This is a genomic window from Desulfosarcina cetonica JCM 12296 (genome assembly GCF_001311845.1).
Lineage (GTDB): Bacteria > Desulfobacterota > Desulfobacteria > Desulfobacterales > Desulfosarcinaceae > Desulfosarcina > Desulfosarcina cetonica.
In genome coordinates this window covers 1-23,363 of the sequence record NZ_BBCC01000098.1, presented here as the reverse complement: position 1 = coordinate 23,363, position 23,363 = coordinate 1, and the positions used below count along the sequence as shown (strand labels likewise).

The window sequence follows — 23,363 nt, the reverse complement described above, 5'->3', positions numbered from 1 at the left end:
ACCAGCGCCATGCGGGCACCGGTTTCACGCGCCACGGCCAGGGCGCAGGCGGCTGTAATCCCCTTGGCCCCGCCGGTCACCAAGATGACGTCATCCCTGGACCAGCGGCCGCTGCGGGGCTTGAAATCGACGGGTTGGATCAGTCGCGGCATCAACACCCGACGGGTCCGATCCAGATCATAGCCCACGGCGGCAAAGCTCTCCTGGGTGATCATTTCGGCCATGGTTTCCCAGGCGATGATTTCGGCCTGCAGGGCCGGGCAGAAATCGACACGCGCACCTTCAGATCGGCCCGTTCCAGATGCAGGCTGGCGCCCAAGGCAACTGCCGAACAGCGGTCAATTCTGGCGAAGCGCGGGTCGCGGCCGAACCATCCGCCGCCGAACTGCACCCAGGTCACCGTGGTGGTGCGACGCGGCGCGCTGGCCGCCGGTGGAACGGATGTCAGGCTGGCCCGAATTCGGATCATGCGCTTCAAGAGCGCCGTACGATCTTTATCGGGTGTTCCGTTTTTGGGCAAAATGGCGATCAGATGGGAAAAACTGGCGTCCTGCAGGGCGCTGGCCGTCGCAAGCGCATCAAAGGTGTGCACCTGGATGAATGCGCCGCGATAGAACAGATTTTTGCGAAATTCCTCGGCCACATCGGCTGTTTCTTCACCGTGAAGCACCAGGACACGGGCTTTCTGCCAGTCGTTTTCCGAACGGTTGCGCCAGTTCTCGGGAAGCCGGGGATAGGACGCGGCAACCAGGTCCATCACATAGTCACGCACCATGTGGACTGGGCGGCAGTGCTTATCGGTTGATCCTCACCGGTCCCCTGCTGCTGTTCGACCATGCGGCGGAGAATTTCGCCGATCTGGCGCAAGCTGCGGTGGGACAGCGGCTCCAGGTCCAGGTGCGCCTCGATGTTCAGGGTTTTGGCGGTTCGCTCGACCAGGGTCTTGAGCTTATCCGGCCCCATTTTAAGTTCTTGTTCGACGGGACGCTCCAGGTTCAGGGATTCACCGGTGAACCCGGTGATCTGCGCCGCCTGCCGCAGAAGTTCACCCAGGCGTCCGGTGCTGCGGAAGGTGCGACCACACGGGTTTCAAGCGCCGTGGTGATCGCCTTCACCACCTGCTCCAGGCTGGCATTGGCCAGCGACTGGGCATCGACGCGACCGGTCAGCCGCATTTCACCGGCAAACCGTGCCACCAGATCGGCGGCCTTGATCGAATCGAGATTCAGATCGTCCAGAAGCCGCATGGAAAGGCCAAGACTTTCCATCGGAAATCCGGTGACGTCGGCGACCATCTGCAACAGACGCTGTCCCAGGGCATCGGGGGCGACGGCCGGGTGCGCCTGTGCCGGCAACGCATCGCCGTGCAGCCGTTGGGCGGCATCGCTCAACTCGCCCAGGGAGGCATTGGCAAGCAGGGCCGGGTCAGGGAAAACAATGCCGTTCTCCCGGGCAAAACGGGCGATCAAATCGCCGGCCTTGATGGAATCGAGGTTAAGATCGTCCAAAAGGCGTGCGTCGCGGGAGAGGGTCTCGGGGGCAAAACCGGTCAGGGTCGCCACCATTCGGAAAAGCGAATCCTGGACCGCCGTCCCTGCATCGGCAGCGGCCAGGCCTATTTGCTTCACACCGGATCCGGTCGGCACGCCGGCGGCCGGATCCCAGAACTCCAGATCCGCCTGGACCATCCGGTTCAAAAACGCCCCCCGGGTTTCCAAATAGCGGTTCACCAACGCTTCGGGAAGCCCGTTGAAGGCATCGGACAGCACCGAATGAACGATGTCGGGCGCTGTGCCGTCCGGGATGTCGTCCGGACCGGCGGTGGATTCGAGGAGCTCGCAGGGATTGGTCACAAAGGATTTCTGCACCGCCGGAACAAAGGGCCGGATCAGCCGGTTTTCAAACAGGACCTCCCAATCCAGGGATACCCCATGGGAAAACATCATCGCCAGGACCCGGTTAAAATCCCCCATGCCACCGGCGGTCCCCTCAACGGGCAGGCAGGGCGGCCCGGCATCGGCGAAATTGTCCCGCACCAGATTGCTGAGCACCCGGCCAGGCCCCAGTTCGATCATCAGATCGCACTCGGCCGCCATGCTGTGGCTCACACGGATAAAATCCACCCGGGACAGAATCTGACGGGAAAAATGGGTGTTGAGGGGCAGTTTGAACGACGACGGCTCACCGTCCGTACTGGAGAAGATCCTGCACCGCGTCGGTTGGAAATCCCGTTGCAAAAAGGGGATCTCCGCCACCATTTGGGCGGCATCCGCGCAAAGGCGGCTGTGGAAGGCACCGGAGACCGGCAACAGGCGTGCGCTGATACCGCTTTGCTGGGCCACGCGAACCATGGTCTCGACCGCCGCCAGCTCACCGGAAAGCACCGTCTGGCGGGGGCTGTTGAGATTGGCCACGGTGAGATAGCCATCGACACGGGGAAGCAGGGCCTCGGCGGTTTGGGCATCGCAGCGCAGGCTAACCATGGCACCCTGAACCTCATCCCGCAGCGCCATGGCCTGACCGCGCAGCGTGGCGAAATCGAGCAATTCCGTCGCATCCAGGCACCCCGCGGCATGGCAGGCAGTCAACTCGCCCAGGCTGTGGCCGGCAACGGCATGGGGATACACCCCCAACCGGTCGAACAGGGCCAGCCAGAGCATCGAGGTCAGGCAGATGGCCAGCTGGGCATTCTCCGTTCGTGATAGGGCGCCCAGCCAGCGGTCCCGCTCCTCTGGCCCGGGGGCCCGGTCCAGATCGCGAAAAATCAGCCTGCTGACCGGAATGCCGAGACGATCCGTGCTGATCTGATCGGCCTTTTGAACCAGGCTGTGCGCCCAGGAAAACCGCTGCACCAGGATCCGGGCCATGTTGATCTGCTGAGCGCCTTGACCGGGGAATAAAAACCGACCCGCGGCGCGTCGTCGCCTTGGCCCAGCCAGACGTCTGGACTGATCGCCGTGACCCCCGCGCCTGATCGGCCGGTGCCCCCTGCGCAAGCACGGTTTTCAATTGTTCCAGGCGACTGGCCAGTTCATCGGGGTGCCCGGCGACCACCGCCGCGCGCACTGTCGCGGGGTCGGGCAACTGCCGGCTCAGCGTGGCAGACAGATCGGTCAATTCCGCAATGCTGATGCCATCGACCAGATCCATCAGTTCGGTGATTTTTTCGAGCAGGGTCGCATGGCTGTCGGCCCCCAGGATGAACACTTCATTCTCCTGGGCATGCGCCAGAAGGATGCTTTCCGGCAACACCGGTTTGAGCCGATCGTCCGGTGCATCACCGGAAACCAGGGTGACATGGCAATTGATGCCGCCGAAGCCCATGGAGGAAACACCGGCCGTCAATTGTTTGTCACCGGCCTCAACCCGTCCCTGTCGGACGGGATAGAGCCGTCTGGCAGCCCCGTCAAAGGCTTGGTGAGGCTCGTGGCAGGCGGCGGTGGGCGGGACAACCCGCCGGTTGACCGCCATCACCGTCTTGATCAGGCCACCGATCCCCGACGCCGCCTTGGCATGGCCGATGATGGATTTGAGGGAGGTGATTCCGCAGGGACGCAATTGCCCGCGGGACACCGGTGTCCTCCCGAGCATGCGGGCGATGGCCTCCAGTTCGGTTCGGTCACCCACGGTGGTGCCGGTACCGTGGCCTTCGATGAAATCGAGGTCTTTAAATGCATATGGCGCACGCAGATAGGCCCGCTCCAGGGCCATCGCCTGTCCCTTTGCATTGGGCGCGGTGATGCCCGCCCCACCGCCGTCGGAGGAAATGCCCCACCCCTGGATCACGGCATAAACCCGGTTGCCGTCGCGCCGGGCCGCGTCAAGGGGCTTGAGTACGATGAAACCGCAGCCCTCTCCGGGAATAAATCCCTTACCGCCGCGGTCGTATACGGTCATATCCCCGTCCGAAAGGGCCCCGGTCTTGGCAAAGCCAACCAATTCGAATGGATCGAGGCTGATATCCACGCCGCCGACAATCGCCAGATCCAGCTCCCCATCCACCATGCGGGCGGCGGCATCGGCCACGGCCAAAAGGGATGACGAACAGGCGCCGTCAATGGTGAACCCACCGCCCATCAAGTCAAGGTAGTTGCAAATCCGTCCGGCAATGGTGTTGGACAGGCCGCCGGCCAGGGTGTCTTCATCCACCGGCGGGAAAACCGCTTTGTAACGCCGTTTCAAGGCCTGGGTAAGTTGGTGCAACTGTTGATCGTCCAGCCCCTGGGCCCGTGCGGCCGTATGCAGCGCCCGACGGATAAAGGGCCAGCGCAGCCGCATGGTGTTGGCCCGGACCTGTTCGCCGGTCAGGGTGTTGCCGATGATCACCCCGGTGCGTTCTCCCGGCAGGGTCTCACGGGCGTACCCGGCATCGGCGATGGCGGACAAACTGGTTTCCAGCGCCAGCCAATGCACGATGTCGGTGGTGCGAACGGTTGAAAGCGGAATTCGTCGACGGGCCCAATCAAAATCAAATCCGTCGATAACGGCGGCCTGGCGGCCATAGGTTTTGTCCGGAATGCTTTTATCCGCATCAAAATAATCACTCAGCGGCAGACGGCAGTCGGGCATCCGCCTGAACTGGCGGCGCCGGGCAAGGACGTTTTCCCAGAGTTCACGCGGTGTTGGAGCGTCAGGATATCGGCATGCCAGTCCAATAACAGCAATCGCCACTGGCGCATTCCGGTGCGTCATGTTCGGCATCCTTTCTAATTCAGACTGTATTTTCAGCGCGTTAAATAAATACGGATCTTCATTGGGCATGGCAACGCCCATCGTTTCGCAGGATTAATATGAAATTATCATGCCAGAAATCGGGATACGCTTTAAGACGGCGGACACATCAACGGTATCAAGGCTCGCAATCATCTGCGGAATATGAGATAACGGTCCCGTCGCCATTGACGGATTCGTCACAGCTTGCCTGTGGCGGTTTTACTAGCTTGCCCAAACAACCAGGGGAAGACATCCATGCCCCAACGCACCTGTGTTTCACCGGAAGGCCGGTTTGTCTACGGTATCCACCGCCCCCGGTTTTCGGCCGATAATTTTCGCATCCATGACGCCCTGGCCGATCTGGGCTGCCTGCCCGATGGCACCCGCCACACGAACACGGCCAATTTCCCAACCGGGCCGGTTCATGAGCCTTCGGCAGACCCGATTTTCGAGATCCCCAACGCCTTTCCCTTCCGCGGTACCACCTATATCGGCAAGGCCTGGGCCGATGCCCGGGCGCTAGTGCCCGAAGCCATTTGCCTGCCGCAGCCGCCGGAAATCTCCTTTTGCGCCGGGCATGCAGATGAAAAACAGGCGAAAGCGGCGATTGCCGAACTTCCCCGACCGTTGCAGCTGGCACTGGCGGTGACCTCCACCGACCCCCGCGATCTGTGCGCCTTGGCCCATCTGGCAACCGATTTCTGCACGGATGCCACCAGTGGCCTGCCCTGGGGATTGGCCTATGAGAAGACCCCGGCCGGTCGAATCCGGGCAAAAATCATCGACGACGCCCTTTTCGAGGCCGTGGCCAACAATATCCACCTTCCCGCCGTCTACCGGCAAGCCATGGTCCTTCGTCCCGGCGCCCAGGGAGGCAGCGAAATCGTCGGCGAATGGCACCCGGATCCAAACAGCCACGTATTCGAATATCTGCGGCGCAATTCCTATATTCCCTGGGGGCACTATGCCGCCAACATGGCCAATGACGCCACCCGCTACCGGGTGGCGGCCGTCACCGCGACGGACATGACCGGCCTGCGTCACCTCTACTACCAACGGACCTACGGCCGGCTGGCCGGCCTGCTGAACCTCTCCCCGATGCCCAGCCGACGCTGTCTGACCGAAGCGGAACTCGAAACCCTGCGAAAAAAAATCTGCGATCAAACCCGCAACCTCGCCGGTCTGGACTTCAACCGGACGCTATGGGGCTGGAATTTCGGTTTCGACTACAGCCCCAGCGGTTATCGTCTGCATGCGTCTCACCAACAGATTCACCAGCAATACGCGCTGATTCCATCCCGGGTGCCCCTGTTCGACGGAAAAGGAGAATTATCGGCATATGGATGTGGCGATCTGGTTGCCGACTTCGTGCGCGCCTACCGCCGGGAAACGGGAAGCGGTTTTTTCGACTGCTACGCCCGGGCGATCGCTGGCAACCGGCGGACCGACGGGAATCCTAACGGTGAACAAAGCCTTGTGGTTTACGAGGACGACCGGGTGATGCTGTTCGTGCCCAAGGCCCAAACCTCCCAATGGGAACTGCAGTTGATGCCCAAAATCGCCGTCGGTAACATTGTAGAGGCGGACACCCCCATGCGCGCTGCCCTGGACCACGCCATTTTCATCGCCGTCAAGGTCCTGACACGCATGGGGGCACGCATGATCACCAGCATCGAGTACCCCAAGGCCATCGATGACCCGAGTACGGACCAACGACTGCTGATGGCCTTCATGCCCAGGCTGCCCGAATCTCCAGGCGCTTTCAGCGAAGCCCAGCTGCGCTGGATCAATGGCCACTACCCTGAAGACTTTGCACGGGCCTGCCGCGCGCATCTGTCTGTGGAAGCATTGGCCGGCTGAAAGGCTGGTTGAGTTGGAATAACCTGAAATACCACGAAAATGTAGAACGAATTGAGACTTTGGTCAAGCGGGGATCGCTAAAACGACAGGCTAACCGCAATCTTGACAAGGCCGCTTAAGCGGCTTAATTTTATAAATTGTGCACGCGTAAACCCGGCAACCCTCAACCTCGCCATTCAAGGAGTAAAACTTGCCGCCTCTCATTTCCATTGTGGGTAAGTCGGAATCCGGCAAAACCACACTCATTGAGAAACTGATTCCCGTCCTGAAGCGACGCGGGTTGCGGATTGGCGTTGTAAAGCACGCCCACCACGGTTTTGATATGGATCGCGAAGGCAAAGACAGTTACCGCCACCGTATAGCCGGCGCCGATACGGTGATGGTCGCATCGCCCGGCCAGGTTGCCATGGTCAAGCGTTTCGACAGCGAACGCCTGAGTGATCTGGTTCCATTTTTCAACGACATGGATTTATTGATCGCCGAGGGCTTCAAGCGGGACAAGGCGCCCAAAATCGAAATCTTCCGGCCCGAACGTCATCAAGCCCCCGCCTGCCTGGAAGATGAGAACCTCTTGGCCATGGTTTGCGACGCGCGGCTGGATATATCCGTACCCCAGTTTTCAACCGGTGACATCGATGCCATTGCAGCATTCATCCTCGACCGTTTTCTACCGGATCGATAGCATCGTGGCCAAAGGGAACGGATAAACCGCCCATCGTCCCGAAAATAGGAAAATCTGCACAAATAAAGCCATTTGCTTTGCCATTTCGAGTGTGTTAACGGATACGCCGTCGGAAGGTTTGATGGTGTAGCGATGGAACGCGCCGATGCATGTTCGAAGAGAGAGCGAGCCCCATGCAACTCAGATTTGGCATCACCGGGAGGCTGACCCTTTGGTTTCTCGTCATTATTGCCATCTTCTATGGCACCATTCTGGTGCTTTACCTCAATATACAGGAAGTCGTGCGACAGTCCGGTTCCATCGTCGCCAAAAACTTTGCGATTGCCTCGGCCAGTAAAAAGATTTCCGAAGCCCTTTTGAGCATGGAGGAAAACCGGCAGAAATACCTGCTGCTTCAAAAAACCGATTATCTCGCCTTTTACAACGAGGCCCAAAAAGCCTTCGAAGAGAACCTGACGCAGGTCATCCGCCTGACGGCAATGGGTCATGAAATTGCCGAAGGCTGGCGCGAAATCGGCCGAGCCTATAAGAATTATCCCAACGCAGCCGACATTTCCGCCTATCTGGCGACAAATGCCAATCCATCCGATGCGATGGATCGCTTCTGGATCCCCGAAGCGGTGATCAATGCCTGGATCAACATCATTTCAGCCGAACGCATCAGCAATGAAGCGGAAATCGAGCAGACCACCCGGGAATTGAACCGCAAGGGACGCCTCTCGGCAAGAAATGGGCTCATCGGTCTGGCGATCTCGAGCCTGGTGGGTCTTCTGGGGATCTTCTACCTGACCTATTCCATGGTTCGCCCATTAAGAGAACTGATGGAAGGAATTCGCGCGCTTTCCTCCGACCGGCTCAACACGCCGCTGGAAGTTCGCGGCAAAGATGAATTTGGTGAACTGGCGCATGCATTCAACGAGATGTCCCAACGCCTGCTCAAGGAAGAACGCATGCGTTCGGATTTCATTTCCATGCTCAGCCACGAAATCCGGACGCCGCTGACCTCGATTCGAGAATCGGTGAATATGATCAGGGAAGAGGTGATGGGCCCCATCAACCCCCGGCAGCAAAAATTTCTGGAAATTGCCGGTTCTGAAATCACCCGGATCAGCAACCTGCTCAGTCATCTCATGCAAGCCTCGCGGCTGGAACCCGGCCTGTTGAACATGCAACTTGAACCCATTGTTCCCCACACCTTCGTAACCGACTGTATCAAGGGCATCAAACTGGCTGCCGAAGCAAAACAGATCGGGATGACCCTTCAGATACCGGACCAATTGCCACCCATTGTCGGCGATGCCAAACAGCTGCAACAGGCCATGCTCAATTACCTGTCCAATGCCGTCAAGTTTTCCGAACCGAATACCCAAATCACCATCGGTGTGCGTTACAACCGCAACCGGAAACGCCTCTCGTTTTTTGTCAGCGACCAGGGGCCGGGCATCCTGGAGGAGGATCAGGCATTTTTGTTCAACAAGTATTATCGCGGCCAACGGGAACGCGAACGCCTGGAGGGCGTTGGTTTGGGTCTCAGCATTGTCAAAAACATTATTGAATCCCATCATGGAACGGTGTGGGTCAACAGTCAGGTGGGACACGGCAGCACCTTCGGCTTCACGCTCCCTTGTGTACCGGATCGTTGAACCCGACCGTACTTGAAAGAAAGGCAATTTCTAAATTTTCTTGAATTGCCGCCCGATGGTGATTAAAACAAAAGGGTATCGTCCATTCGATAATGGATAAGCATTTGCATCCATAAAAATCGATGATCCGGGCAACATGGCGCCTTGTCGCGCCCGGCGCGCCCCTTTTGATTGGCCGAAACGGCATTCGATCCAGATGAAAGTAAAAACTCAATGACCACCCAATTGCGCGCTTTTGCTCCGCTGCTAGGCTTGATGGTTCTCCTTACCGTATTGACAGGCTGTGCAACTTTCTTCCAGGACGTCGAAAACCGGATGAACCGCCAGAAATTCCGGCTCGATTACGACACGTTCGATCAGATCTTGGCCATCTACGACCAAGGCGACGTTGAAACGGCCCTGCAGCGTTTCAACGCCTTGGCAAACAGCACCGCCAGCCCGAAACTTGCCCGCGACGCAGGCTTGGGAGAAATTTGTTGCCGATTGATTCTGGCCAATAGTCGCGAATCCTATGCCACAGCCATCGGGCTTTGGCACAATTTTGCCGTATTGGCCAAGGAAAATGGATACATGCTGGATCCGGCACTCCTTGATCCGCTGATTGCCCACATGATCCCCCAAAATCTCGTGGAACGCGATGGGCTCCAGTCACCGCTGGCATCGTCTTCCGCTTCCGGTGGGGCCGCCAGTCCGGCCGAAAGCGACCAAAAAACGGAAGAACAGCGGCTCAAGGCCGAAATCGCCGCGCTAAAGAAAAAAACGAAACAGGTCGACGACCTGCAACAGCAATTGGACCAAGCCCTTGACGAAAACCAATCGCTCAAGGAAAAAATAAAGGCACTGGAAGCGATCGACCAGATTATTCAGAAAAAGAAAACGGAAATCGCCGAACCCAGTGAATAAACCCATGCAAGAGAGCCGCCCACCACAATCCGTCCTGATCGTGGACGACGATCCGAATGTCCTGGAAGTCCTGGATGCCCGCCTTTCCAGTTGCGGACTCAACGTCTACAAATCCAATGGGGGACGAAAAGCCCTTCAAGTCATCAAAACTCGGTCCATTGATCTGGTGGTTTCCGATGTCAAAATGCCCGAAATGGACGGCATGACCCTGCTCTCCGAGATCGCCCGAATCCAACCCGGTCTTCCGGTCATTTTACTGACGGCCTACGCCAACATTGCCGACGCGGTCAAAGCCGTCAAAGCCGGGGCCGTGGACTATGTGGAAAAGCCCTTCGACGGAAAGGCGCTAACGGAAAAAATCCAGACCCTATTGGAAGAATTTCAGCCCCCGGCATCTTCTTCGTCCAGTGCCGTCCCCGCCCCTGAGACGGATCGTGAGGAGCAAGTGAAAAGCCCGGCCATGAAAAACCTCTACGGGCTGGTGAAAAAGGTCGCCAACAGCAGTGTCAACGTGCTCGTTCTGGGTGAAAGCGGGGTCGGCAAGGAGCGTATCGCCAACATGATCCACGACATGGGGCCCCGACGCAAGAACCCCTTTGTGGTCGTCGACTGCGGGGCGACACCGGCGGGGCTGTTGGAAAGCGAACTTTTCGGCCATGTCAAAGGGTCTTTCACCCACGCGGTGAGCGATAAAAAAGGGCTCATCGAAACCGCGGATACGGGAACCTTGTTCCTGGACGAAATCGGCAACATTTCCCATGAAATGCAGATCCGGCTGCTGCGTTTCATCGAGGACCGCACCATTCGGAGAATCGGCGGGCTCAAGGGCACGCCCGTGGACTGCCGAATCATCGCGGCCACCAATGCCGATCTGATTGAATCGATCAAGGCCGGCCAGTTTCGTGAGGACCTGTTTTTCGTCTCCGCGTCGTCACCTTAACCATTCCCCCCTTGCGCGAACGTCGGCCCGATATCCCCCTTCTGGCCGAGCATTTCGCCCGGCAATTTTGCAGCCAGCATAATGTTCCGCCGGTCAGCATCCCCCAGGCCACCATGGATTGGCTGAGCGACTATCCTTGGCCGGGCAATGTCCGCGAATTGAAAAACGCCATTGAGGGCGGGATCGTCCTGTGCCGGGACAACACCCTTATGCCCGAGGATTTTCATCCGGCCGATATCCAGGACAGCTGTGATATGCCGGTCGCGGATGAGAATTGTCTCTCTCTGGAGGAAAGTGAAAAAAATACGATTTTGCGGGCACTCGAGCAAACCGGCGGCATCCAGAAAGAGGCTGCCGAAGTATTAGGCATCAGCCGGCGCGCGATCCATTATAAAATAAAAAAATATGGCATCGATGCCGGCAGCATCAAAGCCAGGCACTGATCGCATGATGAAAAGATATGTATCGGATGAAGCGTAACGCCGATATCGGGCTTTTTACGCATCCGTCGAGACTGTAACCATCATCCGTCGTCCGTCTCATTATCGCTATTGCCGATACCATGGCGAACCGTTGCACAGACACGTCACCGATAAAGCGAAAGGGGCGACCGATGAAAGAGATATTGATCCTGATGGCCATCCTAGGGGTATGGATTTTACTTCAGGCCTATATTCTACCGAAAATGGGTATCGACACATGAATGCGCGATGCCTGTCAGTTGACAAGCAAAAGTAGCGATGGCAAATCCGTCAGGACCACCGAAAAACGACGACAATGACACAACCTTGATCCGGGCGATCAATGCCGGTCGCCAGGATCTTTTTTATGAGCTGGTCAAACGTTACGAAAAGCGCCTGTATAATTTCGGTCTGCGCATGTGTGACAATCCAAGCGATGCCGAAGACATGGTGCAGGATACATTCTTAAATGTTTTTAAATACTTAAATGGATTTCGATACGAAACCAAATTTAAGAACTGGCTCTACCGGATTGCGACGAGTACGTGCCTGAAAAAAACGTCGCTCCAAATTCGCCCCGGATCGGGAACTTTCCCTGGACGAATTCCTTCCGGCGGAAGAGGCTGCGCTGCCCATGGACCTGCCCCGTTGGGCATCCCAACCCCTGGCACAGGTTCTCGACGAGGAGTTGGGAAATGCCATCCGCAAAGCACTCATGGAACTGCCGGAAAAGTATCGATTGGTGATCGTTTTGCGGGATGTGGAAGGCTTCAGCACCCAGGAAGCCGCCGAGATACTGGATTTAACGCCCAGCAACATCAAAGTACGGTTGCACCGGGCACGCCTTTTTCTCAGAGATGCCTTAAAGACTTACTATGAAACGGACTGATCCGAACCATTCCCACCAAGGATGCATTTCCCTTTTTGAACGACTCTCTGAATATATCGACAGGGAGTTGGACATGGCCACCTGCCAGGATATCGAAGCGCACATCAAGGCGTGCAAGCCCTGCCAGGTCTGCCTCGAAACCCTGAAACAAACGGTCGATATCTGCCGCCACCTTAAACACCAACAGGTGCCGGAGACGTTTTCCCTCAAATTGAAAGCCGCCATCGTCGATCTGATCAACCAAGAGAACCGCTGATATCCGCCTCCCTTTTAAGGCATCATCCGCGTGCCTTGGGTGCCGGTTCCCAGGGCAACCGCATTTGGATTTGATCCTTGCAAGTCGCTCCCCGTGAAAAAAGAGGAACAATCAACCCAATGCGCTTACCCTGCCGCCAGTCCTCATCTCCAGTTGACAAAACTTTAAAATAAACATACTGTTACACCAGCAACACCTGCAGTATACTTCATCCCCTGGAACAGAATTGGCTGTCGCTGTGCAGAATGCAAATGAATTATCTGACAGGGTATCGCGTTGTGGCCTATCTCTATCTCATCAGCACACCGGGCACACCAACGTCTATGAGCCCGATGCAGCGGTGTTTTCATATCTCCGTTGCACCCGTAGCAAATCCAATCATGAGCCGGATGGGGCCTCATCATGATGACGGAACGATCGGTACCGTTGATTCCGTCGCACGCCTGCAGTATGTCAACATTGGCATTCCCTTCAATTGTGGTCCCAACAGCACCCCCGCCAGCCAGTTTATTGATGGAACTTCAAGGTGGCGACGACCGAAGATCCAAAGTCGGCGTTTATGCATCGCTATCTGGCGGATGAAGAAAACACGCACTTGCGGCCAGGCGCATCGGATTTTCCATGGTTTGCTCATGGTCCCCTGCCCGGCTTAACGGATTGCCCCTTGCGGGCGATTGAATCTGATACTGCTACTGCACCGGAATCAACCCCTGAGGAGTGCCGCATGGAGCATCTGCCCCGGCTGCTGATCTGTGATGATGATCGGCAAATGACTGAAAGCATAAAATTAGTATTGGAAACAAGTGGTTATCAGATTCAAACAACTAACAATGCACGTCATGCCCTGACCCTTATTCACGCGGATCTGCCCGACTTGGTGATCCTGGATGTAAAAATGCCGGAAATGTCCGGATTCGAAGTTCTCGACTCGGTGGACCGCGAGCGCTGCGATGCGGCGTTCATCATGGTTACCGGCGAGGCATCGGTGGATTCGGCGATCAAGGCCATCCGCAAAGGTGCCAGCGATTATCTGCGCAAACCCTTCGAACCCGACGAATTGATCATCCGGGTTGAGAAGGCCCTTAAGCAACGCCAGATGCAGCGCGACAACATCTGCTTTGAAATCGAAAAACGCAAGCTTCAAAACCAGCTGCGCCATTCCCAAAAAATGGAAGCCATCGGCACCTTGGCCGGCGGAATCGCCCATGACTTCAACAATGTATTGAGCATCATCCTAGGTAACACCGAGTTGGCCCTGGCAGATATTCCCACCGGCCAGGCCCCACGAGCCAATTTGGAACGAATTCTCACGGCCAGCCTGCGCGCCCGTGAAATGATTCAGCAACTGCTCAGTTTCAGCCGCAAGGAGGAATCCGGCCGCAAACCGATCCAGCTCAACCACGTCATCACCGAATCCCTCAAGTTAATGCGGGCATCCCTGCCCACCAACATCTCCATCGAAAAGGATATCTGCGACACCCCCTGCACCATCCTGGCCGATGCCACGCAGATTCACCAGGTCATGCTCAATCTTTGCACCAATGCCGCCCACGCCATGGAGCCCGATGGCGGTACCCTGTCCGTCCAATTGGAACCTGTCACCCTGGACAGCCAATCCACAAATGAATTTAATTGCTTAAAACCGGGCCACTATGCCCGGCTGGTGGTAGCCGACACGGGGCATGGAATCGACAAATCCATCATCGAGCGGATATTCGACCCCTACTTCACCACCAAGGAAACCGGCAAGGGAACCGGCATGGGCCTTTCCGTGGTCCATGGCATCATTAAAAGCAATGGCGGCACCATCCGGGCCTTCAGTCGTCCGGGCCGCTTTACCGAATTTCATCTCCATCTTCCCATCACGGAGTTGCCCATGGCCAATGAACCGACGATTTTTGATCAGCAGTTGCCGGGCGGCCATGAGCACATCATGGTCGTTGATGACGAAGAGATGCTGGTGGACATCATGCGGCAGGTTCTGGAACAGTTGGGCTACATGGTTACGGCGCATACCAGCAGCCAAGCCGCCTTAACGGATTTCCGCGCCTGCCCGGATCGGTTCGATCTGCTCATTACCGACATGACCATGCCCGGAATAACGGGAATCGGCCTGGTCAATGCCGTCAAGGCACCCGCGCCGACCTGCCCGTCATCCTCTGCACCGGCTACAATGAACAGATCAATGAAGAGAACGCACCTTCGCTGGGGATTCAAGCCATGGTCATGAAGCCGGTGGGGATGCAACAACTGGCTGAAACCATCCGCAGGGTGCTGGCCACATCGATCTCGGAACGCCGCCGAACAAGTCGTTACAGCGTATCATCCGGGGTTTTCGTGATCTCCCGGACAAATCCCTACGAACGTTGCAGCCTGATCGACATCAGCCTGGGCGGGCTTGCCTACGGCCATGCCATGGCACTTACGCCGGACCCATCGATGGATCAGCTGTCCATCATGGCCCCAGATGGTGAAATCATGATTGATGGTTTGGTTTGCCGCACGGTTTCAGATATTCCCGCCAGTAGCGGAATCTCCCTTCCCGAAGACGAACGAGCACGGCGCAGCGTCTGTTTTGAAAAGATCTCCGATCACCAGAAAGACCGTCTCAATCAATTCATCCGCCGGTTTGCCACCCCCATGCGTCGCTGAGCATCAGCGCGGTTCTTCGAAATATTGCACCTGATAGATTTCCACCGTCAGCGTTCCCTTGCGCCATTCATCGACCGACAGGCCGGCCTTCAAGCAGAGGTGGGAGAGGAACTGATCCGCCTGCGGCAGTTGATCCCATACCTGGGGCAGAAAAGTGGCGCTGGCGTATCCCTTGCGGATAATTACCCCATCGATTCCCGGCCGCAGCTTGGCCAACAGATCATCTCCCCCCTGATATTCCAACGGCAGCGGATCGGTAAGAACGCTGACTTCGATGTGCACCCGGTTCATTTCCGTTTTGCTCAGCGGAGCGAACCGGGGATCGTGAAAAGCCGCGTTCAGTGCATTGTCGCGCACCCCGGCAGCGATGGTCTGCTTGGCGGAAAGACTGCCGATACAGCCGCGCAACTGATCATCAAGGGTCAGCGTGACAAAGGTTCCGCTACGCGCCTTGAGTGCCTCGTCGTCAAGCTGGGATGCCAGCGACGCCGCATCGGCCGGATCGATGGGTTCCTCAAAATGACGCAGCAGGGTCTGTCGGGCCAGGCTCACCAAGGCGAGCCCTTGCCGGGAATTGAGCGGTGAACGGGAATGGGTCTGGTTTTGCATCGCATCTTCTCCGTAAACGGCAACGGTTGAAGAACATCAGCCGATGAGACGGGGATCTGCGGCCGGCGCCCGCTGACGATCGACGTTGACGGCGGGTGCGTCGGCATCCGCGTCAGCGGAGGGCTGCGGCCAGTAACCGAGCAACATTCGCGAATCCGGGTCGATACCGAAAAAATACCCGACCGGTGTCAACTGTTTCATCAGCGGCAGGATCCGGGTACGAAAGAGGTCCTCTTTGAATTCACAACCGGCGGCACTGCGGCCCAGGTAGACCATATCGTACAGGTCGGCTTCGATCTGGCCGATCTCCCGGCGCATCTCCTGTTGCAGTTCCATGGAATAGAGAAACCCCAGACAGTTATCGATCAGGACGCCGATGTCCCGATCCAGCCGGCTGATCAACTTATACCCCTTGGTGATAAACGATCCCAAAATCGGCGCTCCATCGAAGCAGGATGCATGACCCGGCCGTCGAAAAAATGTTATTTCCGTGTATTACAAAAGATATCGGTCAATAACAGAAAGGCTTAAGGGGAACGCCGGAAATTTTGTGGGCGATCAAGGCGCGTCCATGACCAGCACCTTGGCGCCCCGGATGCGTCGGTTCTTCAACTCCATCAATGCCTGGTTGGCCGCCTGTAGGCCAAAGGTCTGCACCTCGGGCAGGATGGGAATACGGGCCGCCAGGTCCAGAAAATGAGCAACGTCCGTGCGACTCACATTGGCGACGCTCTTGATCTCCTTCTCCTGCCACAGATGGGTGGCATAATCCAGTTTCAAGAGGACCTCCTGATCGCGCTTCTCCTTGCGAATGGCGTTGATCACCAGCCGGCCGCCCGGCGCGAGATTCCTGAGAGCCTCCACCACCGGTGTCCAGGCCGGCGTGGTATCGATGATCCGGTCCAATGGCTGGGGGGCCGTCGCCTGGGTCGGGCCCGCCCAAACGGCCCCCAGGCTACGCGCAAAGGCCTGTTCGTCGGCATTGCGGGCAAAGACGTAGACCGGCACATGGGGAAACTGGTGGCGAACCATCTTCAGCACCAGGTGCGCGGACGCCCCGAAACCGGTCAGGCCCAGATGGTGCCCCTCCTGCAAGCCGGCCAGGGAAAGCGAGCGGTACCCGATGGCCCCGGCACACAACAGCGGGGCGGCCTGCACATCGGAAAACCGATCCGGAATCGGAAAGGCGAAATCCTGGTGCACGGTCATGAACTCGGCATAGCCCCATGGGCATCCCGGCCGGTGGCGGCGAATTCAGAGCAGAGATTTTCCAGGCCTTCGCGACAATACCGGCAATGGCCGCAGGCGTGATAAATCCAGGCCACGCCCACCCGGTCGCCAATGGCGAAACGGTCTGCGGCGGGTCCCATGCCGATCACCCGTCCCACCACCTGGTGGCCGGGAATGACCGGGAAGCGTGGTGGCGGGGTACGGCCCTCAATCTCGTCCAGTTCGGTATGGCAGACCCCGCAAGCGGTCACCTGGATGAGAATATCGGTTTCGCCGGGTGTGGGAACGGGAACCGTGCGCCATTCAAGCGGCGCGTCACTGCGTGACAGATCATGGATGCGGGTCAGCATCATGGCGTTCATTTGATTCATGGCGGCATCAAAAGAATTGGGGTTAAGCGATGATGGTCATTAACGGTCCTATTCACCATACCACAGGGCGTTGCCATTTTCCACAGCTGCCTCGGCGGCCAGGAGGGTCCCACGGCGTTATTCGCTTGGCGTGCTGCGACGGTCCGGCTGACGGCGGCGCTCTTTCCGGGATGAGATCGTTACGGTGATGCCGTCGCGCACACTCTGGCGTCGGTCCACCCGGTTGCGGCGGCGTTCGACGATCGGTTTGCCCGCCCTGGGGACCCGCGTCACTTTCTTCTGCTGCTCTTCGTTACGCGCCGGGGTGTTGCCAAGAACGACGATATCCATGATATTGCTCCTTTATCCGTAGTATCGGCAGCAGGGTCGATCGATTGATACGAAATAAAAAACTCAAGTCAAACATGACCCATGCCGATAGCCTCGTCAACCCCAACCCAGGAGTGACCAATGGATGCAAGTTCCGTTTCCGCAAGCCCCATGGCCATGGCCAGCGCCGCCCAACAGATGCAAACGGCCGTGACGGCCCAAATGCAAATGCTTCAGGAACTGGCCGAAAATCAGCAGGAAATCGCCCAGATGCTTGTCGAGGCGGCCCTGGGTCAGAACATCGACGTAATGGCATAACCTTACCGAGACACGCCCGCTTCCCGCAAAGGCGTCGTCGTTTCCGGACGACGCCTTTCACTCACCGCCGTCTTTCCCCCTCACGCCAAAAAATCGTCCAGATCGGATCGCGTGCAAGTTTCCGCCCACTTCATCACGGCTTTGGAATAGCGCCCCAATGCAGCCAGGCGATCAAAAAGACCCTGGCCTGGTCACCCGACAGCCAACCGCGCCAGTGGAGCAGTCGGGGGCACAACAAGGCGTTGATATGGGGAATGGCATACCGGCGGCACACCTTCACCGCCTTGCCATCATCGATAATCACAAACCGGGCGGCGCCGTTCAAGACATGCTGCAGGGTGTCGCGTTCCCCCGGGTGCAAGCGTTTAAGATCGGAACGGACATGCTTCTCAAGCCCCTTATCGGGGTCCGCCAAAAGATGGATACCCGGCCGCTGCCGGCAGAGCCGCCCAAGGCCGGACGCGCCTGGCCGGGTCGGCACGGTGACTTCGGCAAACACGGCGGGGGTCATGCAGAGCGGCAACGCCTCACAGCAGGTCACGATCAATCGGGCTTTGAACAGGAGAATGGCCGACGAGGCATCAATCATCACCCGGGAAACCGAGATCGGATTGCTGGCAGGCGGGGATTCGTCCATCGTCAGGCTGGCCAATGACCGGTTTTGGCAAAAAATAGCACCGTTACAGAAACGAACGAATGAAGTCGCGGACCCGGTCGGCACCATGGAATACGCCGAAGTGCCCTTCACAGAGGATATCCGCTCCGATGTCGGCCAGGCGCGCCAGGGAACGGCGATAGGCGGTTTCATCAGATGCGAAATCAGCATGCAGGGGACCATGCACATCCTGACCGAAAAGCACCCGCTGCCCGTCCGAATCCACCTGGTAGGCCAGCGACCCGGGCGTGTGGCCGGGGATGTGGATGGCGGTTATCTGCCGATCGCCCAATGTAAGGGTGTTGATGTCGCCGGTCAGGATCCGGTCAACCGCAAGCGGCGGCATGGGAAGGCCGTACCAGTTGGCCGCCGTCAGGCGGTCATCCCCGCTGGCCAGGGCGCCGGCATCCAATTCATGGGCAACGATGGGGCAATCGAATCGGGCCGCCAGATCCGCGGCACCGCCGGTATGATCGAAATGGCAGTGGGTCAACAAAAGGTAGTCCACCTGACCGGGTTCGACGCCAAGGGCGTGGATGTTGGCGGCCAGGCGATCCCCATGGCCACCGCAGCCGGCATCCACGATGGCGGCGCGGCCTGCGAAGCGGAGCAGATAAACAGCGGCATCGGCTGCCGCCGTGAATCCCTCACCGCCCACCTGCCAGATTTCGCTGGTAATCTGCATTCGGTCACCTCCCGTGAAAAGGATGGCGGGATGCTTCAGTCGAACAGCGCGCCGACGCTTTCGCCGGTGTGAATCCGCCGGATGGCCTCGGCAAACAGGGGGGCCACGGAAAGGGTGTGAATCTTGTTCCGCTGCTTGTCCGGCGGCAGATAAACCGTATCGGTCACCACCACGGAAGCCAGCGCGCTGTTTGTCAGCCGTTCCACGGCCGGTCCGCAAAGAACGCCATGCGTCGCCCCCACGTGAATGCTCTTGACACCGGCATTGCCAAGGGTCTTCACCGACTCGGCCAGGGTACCGCCCGTGGAGATCTCGTCCTCGAAAATGATGGCATCGCGTCCTCTGACCTCACCGACCACCAGCCTTGGACCACTTCCGTATCGCCGATACGGCGCTTGTCGATGATCGCCATGGGCAGTTGAATACGTTTGGCAAACCGACCGGCGCGTTTGGCGCCACCGGCATCGGTGGCCACCACCACGGCGTTGGCAAGGTCCATGCGGCTTTTAAAATGGTTCACGAAATAGGGCACCGCGGTCAAATGATCCACCGGCACACTGAAAAATCCGTGAACCGCGTCGGAATGCAGATCCATGGTCAGCACTCGATTGGCGCCGGCGGTCTTGATCAGGTCGGCCATCAATCGGCCGGTGATGGAAATGCGCGGCGCATCCTTCTTGTCGGAGCGAGCGTAGGAAAAATAGGGAATCACCGCCGTAATGCGCCTGGCCGACGCACTTCGCAGGGCATCCAGAATAATGAACAGCTCCATGATCGTATCCCCCACCGGCGCGGTGAAGGGCTGGATGACGAAGACATCCTTTTCGCGCACATTTTCCTGGACCTGAACAAAAAGGTTATCGTTGGAAAAGCGGGATACGGCCAGCTTGCTGAGGTTGATCCCCAAGGTCTGGCAAATCGATTCGGCCAACGGCAGATTGGCGCTGCCGCTGAAAATCTTCAAATCGGTCGACATGGTTGAAGCTCTCCCTGGCTGGTGGATAAAAAGGTATTTTTATACGCCGGCGGTCAGAGAGGATCAACCCCTAATTGAACCTTTGGTTAAGTGGGCGCGCCCCTTTTATTGGCCCCACACCGACCAGATAGAGCAAGGCGACCCCATCGGCAAGGGCCAGCCTGCCGGCGGCTTCGCGGTCATAAAACGCGCCGATGCCGCAAGCGCCCCATCCCATGGCCGTGGCGGCCAGGTAGACCTGCTGCCCCAGACGGCCGGCCGCCATCATGGCATAACGGTATCCCCGGGCACCCCAGGCCCGATCCAGCGCCTCCGGGTCGGCCAGGAAGCAATGTGCAAGGCCGCGTTCCTGAGCCACATCTGATCCAGGCAGGCCCGGGCCATGGCGTCCAGGCGATTCCCCGCAGCCACCTGGCCCAGCCGCCGACCATGGCTATCCAGCTGATAGACACCGGGCGCCACGGATAGCCCCTCACCGACGACAACACCGACGCCGGGCACGCCTTGGGGACCGCCGGGCGGATCGGCCGTGGCGGCATTGGCGATCAGGTGGAGAAAACCGGCCAGGTCCGCTTCGCCGATGGCCTGGGGAATGAAATTCCGCCCTGAACGGCGCTGCCCGATGACCTGCACATAATCCGTGTGCCGTCCCGCCGGTGCGGTTGGCAGTGACTGCCAATTCCGGGGACGCCACCCCAGGTCCGGGGAGGGATGCGGCCCGTCCGCTGTCACGCCGGTCGCCACATGGCCGGCGCGGTGAATATCCAGAACCGCGTCATAGGCGATCACCTTGTCGGAGACACGTGATGCATGGCGGACGGCCTCGGGCAGCGGTGGCAGATCCCCCTGCGGCAGCTCGGCAGCGTCCGGCGAAACGGCTTTGCCGGCATTCAGATGCGCACCGATCAGGCAGACCTCCTCGGCCGCGTCCACCCCCAGCAGGGTTGCGATGCGGTCATCGTCAAAGTCAAGATGGACGGAAAGATCCACACCCACGGCATGGGCGGCCAGGCGCAGGTTTTCCAAAAGATGGCCGGCATCCAGAAGAACATAGCGATAGGCCCGGTTGCGGTATTTCCAGGCGCTGCGGAAGAAAATACCGGTAATGTAGAGAGTACCGGCAACGCCTTGCCCTACCGGCGGCATGACCGGCACATCTCCGGCACGCAGCCGCGTCAACCCGAAACGAAAAACATCCACGTGGTAGATCCCCGGCGCCAGCCCCTGAATATCATGCACGGCCAGGTACATCTCAAAGGGGTAGAGGGCACCGGCGGAGGCGACACTGCGGAAGTAAAACGCCTGGTTTCCGTGTCGGCTCTGGGCGGTGATGGCATGGGTCAGGTGCAGGAGCGTCGCCAAGGTGTTTTGGTCCAGCGCCGTCAGCGGCGAGGAAAGCGGCTTCGAGGCCCGATGAACCAGATCGAAATAGTCCGTTTGGGGCAATACCGGCGGCGTCGGCAGAGGTATCTGTTCCAGTTTCGGATAACGCTTGTCCAGCCGTGGCTGATGCCCCCAGTCCAAGGCATGGGGCGTCAGGGCATCGCGCCGGTAGCCGGTGAGGCGATGATAGGCGGCCGCCGTGTGGATGGGGTCACGCGTCATGACCGGACCAGATCGGCCAGGGCCGCGTCCAGGCGACCGAAGCGGAAGGCGAAACCATTATCCAGCAAATGCCGGGGGTGAACCTTCTGGCTGGCCAGCAGCGTCTGGGCGAATTCGCCCAAGACCAGACGCAGGACCGGGGAAGGCGCCGGCAATAGGGCCGGCCGCCCCACACGGGCAGCCAAACGACGGGCAAAATCAGCCTGGCGCACGGTTTCCGGCGCACAGAAGTTGTAAATCCCGCCGGCACGCCCCCCATCCAGCAGGAATTGCACCCCAGCCAGGAGGTCGGCCAGATGGATCCAGGCAAACCATTGGCGGCCACTGCCCAGGGGGCCGCCGGCGAATTTTCGAAAGGCCGGCAGCATCTGGGCCAGGGCCCCGCCACCGGCACCCAGCACCACGCCGAACCGCATGATGCTCACCCGAACGCCCTTGTTGACGGCATCCCGGGCCGCCGTCTCCCAATCCACGGCCAGACGCGCCAGGAAATCCGCGCCGGGCGGGGAATCCTCGGTGAGATCCGCCTCTCCCCGGTTGCCGTAGTAGCCCACCGCCGAGGTGCTCAGCAAGTGCTGATGCTTCCCGGTCATGGCATCGACGATATTGCGCGTCGTCAGGATACGGCTGTCGACGATGCGTTGCTTATAGGCACGCGTCCAGCGTTTGAAGATGGTGCAGCCGGTCAGGTTGACCACGGCATCGGCATGGGTCAAGGCGGCCTGCCAATCGCCGGCGCGGGTGGTGTCGGCCGGCACCCAGGTAAAGCCCGTTTCGGCCGCCAGGGGGTGGCGTGCCGAGCGCCCCAGGCCGATGACGGTGTGCCCGCCATTTCGTAGAAAACGGCTCAATGCCGTGCCAACAAAGCCGGAAGCACCGGCAACGACAATGTTCATGGGGCCTCCTGCATTCTATGTGTCAACGTATATGACCGGAATCGAACCCCTTGGTTTTAGAAGCCGCTTAAGTGGCCAGGAAACGGACCAGATAGCGCTCGATCTCCTGTCGGGGCAACGCGCCGGCGAGCGTGTCAACCAGTTTTCCGTCGCGGAAAAAAGCAGCGTCGGCAGGCTCATGACGCTGAAACGACCGGCCGTCACCGGATTCTGGTCCACATTCAACTTGGCCACCTTTAGCCGCCCCGCGTAACTTCTGGCCACATCGTCCAGGATCGGCGTCAGGGCGCCACAGTAGGAGCACCAGGTGGCCCAGCAATCCAACAACACCGGCAACGGGCTTTCAAGCACCTCCCGGGCAAAGGTGGCATCGCTAACCATGACCGGCCGGCTGGTCACGGAAATGGCCGGAAAGGGCGTCTTACAACGGCCACAACGCGGCCCCTCCTGCAGACGGGCCACAGGAATACGGTTCCGCGCGCCACAATTGCGGCAACGGATCAAAACACGTTCGTCTGTCATGCATCACTCCTTGGCCGAATCCCCATCGGTCCATCGGGATTCCGCCGCTTAAGGCACACCAGGGTGCGAGCTTTTGTCAATCCCGCCCGTCGTCATCGGCAAAGAGGGTCCCCTCGCCGGGATAAACCACGCGGTCGGCTTTCGGCGTTGCCCGGGCCACCGGTGGCCATTTCCCGGCCTGGGGCGCC

The 23,363-nt window shown here is 58.8% G+C and carries 28 protein-coding genes and 2 pseudogenes; 12 read left to right on the top strand and 18 right to left on the bottom strand.

Translation table 11 applies throughout. The features are described from left to right. From JCM12296_RS20165 to JCM12296_RS45060, 5 genes and pseudogenes are all read right to left on the bottom strand, one after another. The coding region (locus JCM12296_RS20165; RefSeq protein ID WP_157067775.1) for a hypothetical protein at nt 1–224 on the bottom strand (224 nt) is incomplete at its 3' end. After that, nucleotides 212–775 carry a hypothetical protein gene (locus JCM12296_RS20160; protein ID WP_054697230.1) on the bottom strand — a complete coding sequence of 188 codons (564 nt, stop codon included), beginning with the start codon at nt 773–775 and terminating at the stop codon, nt 212–214. The genes JCM12296_RS20165 and JCM12296_RS20160, both read right to left, overlap by 13 nt. Beyond that, nucleotides 757–963 carry a hypothetical protein gene (locus tag JCM12296_RS20155; RefSeq protein ID WP_054697227.1) on the bottom strand — a complete coding sequence of 69 codons (207 nt, stop codon included), beginning with the start codon at nt 961–963 and terminating at the stop codon, nt 757–759. The genes JCM12296_RS20160 and JCM12296_RS20155 overlap by 19 nt, the downstream gene beginning before the upstream one ends. Before the next feature lie 32 nt (nt 964–995). Then, nucleotides 996–2,867 (bottom strand): acyltransferase domain-containing protein, encoded by a 1,872-nt coding sequence (locus tag JCM12296_RS45065; RefSeq protein WP_246804613.1) that lies wholly within the window; start codon nt 2,865–2,867, stop codon nt 996–998. A gap of 577 nt (nt 2,868–3,444) precedes the next feature. After that, nucleotides 3,445–4,692: pseudogene (locus JCM12296_RS45060) on the bottom strand (beta-ketoacyl synthase N-terminal-like domain-containing protein); the annotation flags it as partial. Nucleotides 4,693–4,968: 276 nt separating this feature from the next. Between JCM12296_RS45060 and JCM12296_RS20140 the strand changes: the two are divergent. From JCM12296_RS20140 to JCM12296_RS20100, 11 genes and pseudogenes are all read left to right on the top strand, one after another. Further along, a complete protein-coding gene (locus JCM12296_RS20140; protein WP_054697217.1) occupies nt 4,969–6,573 on the top strand; it encodes a hypothetical protein in 1,605 nt (534 codons plus the stop codon). A 190-nt stretch (nt 6,574–6,763) separates the two neighbouring features. Continuing rightward, nucleotides 6,764–7,255 (top strand): molybdopterin-guanine dinucleotide biosynthesis protein B, encoded by a 492-nt coding sequence (gene mobB / locus JCM12296_RS20135; protein ID WP_054697215.1) that lies wholly within the window; start codon nt 6,764–6,766, stop codon nt 7,253–7,255. A 173-nt stretch (nt 7,256–7,428) separates the two neighbouring features. Further along, nucleotides 7,429–8,898 carry a sensor histidine kinase gene (locus JCM12296_RS20130; RefSeq protein WP_172684003.1) on the top strand — a complete coding sequence of 490 codons (1,470 nt, stop codon included), beginning with the start codon at nt 7,429–7,431 and terminating at the stop codon, nt 8,896–8,898. Nucleotides 8,899–9,213: 315 nt separating this feature from the next. Continuing rightward, on the top strand, nt 9,214–9,801 hold the full coding sequence (locus JCM12296_RS20125; RefSeq protein WP_157067774.1) for an alanine--tRNA ligase: 588 nt from the start codon (nt 9,214–9,216) through the stop codon (nt 9,799–9,801). Nucleotides 9,802–9,805: 4 nt separating this feature from the next. After that, nucleotides 9,806–10,741, top strand: coding sequence for a sigma-54-dependent transcriptional regulator (locus tag JCM12296_RS20120; RefSeq protein WP_246804612.1), 936 nt, complete (start codon nt 9,806–9,808; stop codon nt 10,739–10,741). An 11-nt stretch (nt 10,742–10,752) separates the two neighbouring features. Beyond that, the gene (locus JCM12296_RS45055; protein WP_246804611.1) at nt 10,753–11,184 is read left to right on the top strand and encodes an AAA-type ATPase lid domain-containing protein; all 432 of its coding nucleotides are present in this window, start codon (nt 10,753–10,755) and stop codon (nt 11,182–11,184) included. A gap of 297 nt (nt 11,185–11,481) precedes the next feature. Then, nucleotides 11,482–11,745, top strand: a pseudogene (locus JCM12296_RS50665) (RNA polymerase sigma factor); the annotation flags it as partial. A 91-nt stretch (nt 11,746–11,836) separates the two neighbouring features. After that, nucleotides 11,837–12,091 (top strand): RNA polymerase sigma factor, encoded by a 255-nt coding sequence (locus JCM12296_RS47835; RefSeq protein WP_054697206.1) that lies wholly within the window; start codon nt 11,837–11,839, stop codon nt 12,089–12,091. After that, the gene (locus JCM12296_RS20110; RefSeq protein ID WP_054697204.1) at nt 12,078–12,347 is read left to right on the top strand and encodes an anti-sigma factor family protein; all 270 of its coding nucleotides are present in this window, start codon (nt 12,078–12,080) and stop codon (nt 12,345–12,347) included. Before JCM12296_RS47835 ends, JCM12296_RS20110 begins: the two co-directional genes overlap by 14 nt. A gap of 724 nt (nt 12,348–13,071) precedes the next feature. After that, the gene (locus tag JCM12296_RS20105; protein WP_054697201.1) at nt 13,072–14,577 is read left to right on the top strand and encodes a response regulator; all 1,506 of its coding nucleotides are present in this window, start codon (nt 13,072–13,074) and stop codon (nt 14,575–14,577) included. Then, entirely contained in the window at nt 14,568–14,999 is a 432-nt protein-coding gene (locus tag JCM12296_RS20100; RefSeq protein ID WP_054697198.1) for a PilZ domain-containing protein, read from the top strand. Before JCM12296_RS20105 ends, JCM12296_RS20100 begins: the two co-directional genes overlap by 10 nt. Nucleotides 15,000–15,002: 3 nt before the next feature. Here the strand turns inward: JCM12296_RS20100 and amrA are convergent, their stop codons facing one another. The 5 genes from amrA to JCM12296_RS20080 form a co-directional block, all read right to left on the bottom strand. Then, on the bottom strand, nt 15,003–15,608 hold the full coding sequence (gene amrA / locus JCM12296_RS20095; RefSeq protein ID WP_054697196.1) for an AmmeMemoRadiSam system protein A: 606 nt from the start codon (nt 15,606–15,608) through the stop codon (nt 15,003–15,005). A 36-nt stretch (nt 15,609–15,644) separates the two neighbouring features. Next, complete coding sequence (locus JCM12296_RS20090; protein ID WP_054697194.1) at nt 15,645–16,040, bottom strand: hypothetical protein; 396 nt, start codon at nt 16,038–16,040, stop codon at nt 15,645–15,647. A 126-nt stretch (nt 16,041–16,166) separates the two neighbouring features. After that, the gene (locus tag JCM12296_RS45045; RefSeq protein ID WP_246804609.1) at nt 16,167–16,817 is read right to left on the bottom strand and encodes an MDR/zinc-dependent alcohol dehydrogenase-like family protein; all 651 of its coding nucleotides are present in this window, start codon (nt 16,815–16,817) and stop codon (nt 16,167–16,169) included. Further along, nucleotides 16,814–17,209: an alcohol dehydrogenase catalytic domain-containing protein gene (locus tag JCM12296_RS45040; protein WP_246804608.1), complete on the bottom strand. Its 396-nt coding sequence runs from the start codon at nt 17,207–17,209 to the stop codon at nt 16,814–16,816. Before JCM12296_RS45040 ends, JCM12296_RS45045 begins: the two co-directional genes overlap by 4 nt. 117 nt (nt 17,210–17,326) lie before the next feature. Next, the gene (locus tag JCM12296_RS20080; protein ID WP_054697191.1) at nt 17,327–17,539 is read right to left on the bottom strand and encodes a hypothetical protein; all 213 of its coding nucleotides are present in this window, start codon (nt 17,537–17,539) and stop codon (nt 17,327–17,329) included. 120 nt (nt 17,540–17,659) lie between these two features. Here JCM12296_RS20080 and JCM12296_RS38615 point away from each other — a divergent pair, with 120 nt between their 5' ends. Further along, on the top strand, nt 17,660–17,836 hold the full coding sequence (locus tag JCM12296_RS38615) for a hypothetical protein (protein ID WP_157067772.1): 177 nt from the start codon (nt 17,660–17,662) through the stop codon (nt 17,834–17,836). 133 nt (nt 17,837–17,969) lie between these two features. Here the strand turns inward: JCM12296_RS38615 and JCM12296_RS20075 are convergent, their stop codons facing one another. The 8 genes from JCM12296_RS20075 to JCM12296_RS20045 form a co-directional block, all read right to left on the bottom strand. After that, nucleotides 17,970–18,473 (bottom strand): hypothetical protein, encoded by a 504-nt coding sequence (locus tag JCM12296_RS20075; RefSeq protein ID WP_157067771.1) that lies wholly within the window; start codon nt 18,471–18,473, stop codon nt 17,970–17,972. Between the two features lie 43 nt (nt 18,474–18,516). Further along, entirely contained in the window at nt 18,517–19,176 is a 660-nt protein-coding gene (locus tag JCM12296_RS20070) for an MBL fold metallo-hydrolase (RefSeq protein WP_054697184.1), read from the bottom strand. A gap of 35 nt (nt 19,177–19,211) precedes the next feature. Further along, a complete protein-coding gene (gene prs / locus JCM12296_RS45035) occupies nt 19,212–19,535 on the bottom strand; it encodes a ribose-phosphate diphosphokinase (RefSeq protein ID WP_246804607.1) in 324 nt (107 codons plus the stop codon). Beyond that, on the bottom strand, nt 19,454–20,152 hold the full coding sequence (locus tag JCM12296_RS20065) for a ribose-phosphate diphosphokinase (RefSeq protein ID WP_246804605.1): 699 nt from the start codon (nt 20,150–20,152) through the stop codon (nt 19,454–19,456). The genes prs and JCM12296_RS20065 overlap by 82 nt, the downstream gene beginning before the upstream one ends. Before the next feature lie 70 nt (nt 20,153–20,222). Further along, nucleotides 20,223–20,420, bottom strand: coding sequence for a nitroreductase family protein (locus JCM12296_RS20060; RefSeq protein WP_054697181.1), 198 nt, complete (start codon nt 20,418–20,420; stop codon nt 20,223–20,225). After that, complete coding sequence (locus JCM12296_RS20055) at nt 20,417–21,757, bottom strand: SagB/ThcOx family dehydrogenase (protein ID WP_054697178.1); 1,341 nt, start codon at nt 21,755–21,757, stop codon at nt 20,417–20,419. The genes JCM12296_RS20060 and JCM12296_RS20055 overlap by 4 nt, the downstream gene beginning before the upstream one ends. Beyond that, entirely contained in the window at nt 21,754–22,653 is a 900-nt protein-coding gene (locus tag JCM12296_RS20050; RefSeq protein ID WP_054697175.1) for a TIGR01777 family oxidoreductase, read from the bottom strand. Before JCM12296_RS20050 ends, JCM12296_RS20055 begins: the two co-directional genes overlap by 4 nt. A gap of 15 nt (nt 22,654–22,668) precedes the next feature. Continuing rightward, nucleotides 22,669–23,175, bottom strand: coding sequence for a thioredoxin domain-containing protein (locus JCM12296_RS20045; protein WP_054697171.1), 507 nt, complete (start codon nt 23,173–23,175; stop codon nt 22,669–22,671). Nucleotides 23,176–23,363 lie beyond the last annotated feature (188 nt).

Coding starts and splice junctions, on each gene's coding strand:
- JCM12296_RS20160 (WP_054697230.1), bottom strand. CDS start 775: ATGGTGCGTGACTATGTGATGGACCTGGTTGCCGCGTCCTATCCCCGG.
- JCM12296_RS20155 (WP_054697227.1), bottom strand. CDS start 963: ATGGGGCCGGATAAGCTCAAGACCCTGGTCGAGCGAACCGCCAAAACC.
- JCM12296_RS45065 (WP_246804613.1), bottom strand. CDS start 2,867: ATGGCCCGGATCCTGGTGCAGCGGTTTTCCTGGGCGCACAGCCTGGTT.
- JCM12296_RS20140 (WP_054697217.1), top strand. CDS start 4,969: ATGCCCCAACGCACCTGTGTTTCACCGGAAGGCCGGTTTGTCTACGGT.
- JCM12296_RS20130 (WP_172684003.1), top strand. CDS start 7,429: ATGCAACTCAGATTTGGCATCACCGGGAGGCTGACCCTTTGGTTTCTC.
- JCM12296_RS20125 (WP_157067774.1), top strand. CDS start 9,214: ATGAACCGCCAGAAATTCCGGCTCGATTACGACACGTTCGATCAGATC.
- JCM12296_RS20120 (WP_246804612.1), top strand. CDS start 9,806: ATGCAAGAGAGCCGCCCACCACAATCCGTCCTGATCGTGGACGACGAT.
- JCM12296_RS47835 (WP_054697206.1), top strand. CDS start 11,837: ATGGACCTGCCCCGTTGGGCATCCCAACCCCTGGCACAGGTTCTCGAC.
- JCM12296_RS20110 (WP_054697204.1), top strand. CDS start 12,078: ATGAAACGGACTGATCCGAACCATTCCCACCAAGGATGCATTTCCCTT.
- JCM12296_RS20105 (WP_054697201.1), top strand. CDS start 13,072: ATGGAGCATCTGCCCCGGCTGCTGATCTGTGATGATGATCGGCAAATG.
- JCM12296_RS20100 (WP_054697198.1), top strand. CDS start 14,568: ATGGTCATGAAGCCGGTGGGGATGCAACAACTGGCTGAAACCATCCGC.
- amrA (WP_054697196.1), bottom strand. CDS start 15,608: ATGCAAAACCAGACCCATTCCCGTTCACCGCTCAATTCCCGGCAAGGG.
- JCM12296_RS45045 (WP_246804609.1), bottom strand. CDS start 16,817: ATGACCGTGCACCAGGATTTCGCCTTTCCGATTCCGGATCGGTTTTCC.
- JCM12296_RS45040 (WP_246804608.1), bottom strand. CDS start 17,209: ATGAATCAAATGAACGCCATGATGCTGACCCGCATCCATGATCTGTCA.
- JCM12296_RS20080 (WP_054697191.1), bottom strand. CDS start 17,539: ATGGATATCGTCGTTCTTGGCAACACCCCGGCGCGTAACGAAGAGCAG.
- JCM12296_RS38615 (WP_157067772.1), top strand. CDS start 17,660: ATGGATGCAAGTTCCGTTTCCGCAAGCCCCATGGCCATGGCCAGCGCC.
- JCM12296_RS20075 (WP_157067771.1), bottom strand. CDS start 18,473: ATGGACGAATCCCCGCCTGCCAGCAATCCGATCTCGGTTTCCCGGGTG.
- JCM12296_RS20070 (WP_054697184.1), bottom strand. CDS start 19,176: ATGCAGATTACCAGCGAAATCTGGCAGGTGGGCGGTGAGGGATTCACG.
- JCM12296_RS20065 (WP_246804605.1), bottom strand. CDS start 20,152: ATGTCGACCGATTTGAAGATTTTCAGCGGCAGCGCCAATCTGCCGTTG.
- JCM12296_RS20060 (WP_054697181.1), bottom strand. CDS start 20,420: ATGATGGCGGCCGGCCGTCTGGGGCAGCAGGTCTACCTGGCCGCCACG.
- JCM12296_RS20055 (WP_054697178.1), bottom strand. CDS start 21,757: ATGACGCGTGACCCCATCCACACGGCGGCCGCCTATCATCGCCTCACC.
- JCM12296_RS20050 (WP_054697175.1), bottom strand. CDS start 22,653: ATGAACATTGTCGTTGCCGGTGCTTCCGGCTTTGTTGGCACGGCATTG.
- JCM12296_RS20045 (WP_054697171.1), bottom strand. CDS start 23,175: ATGACAGACGAACGTGTTTTGATCCGTTGCCGCAATTGTGGCGCGCGG.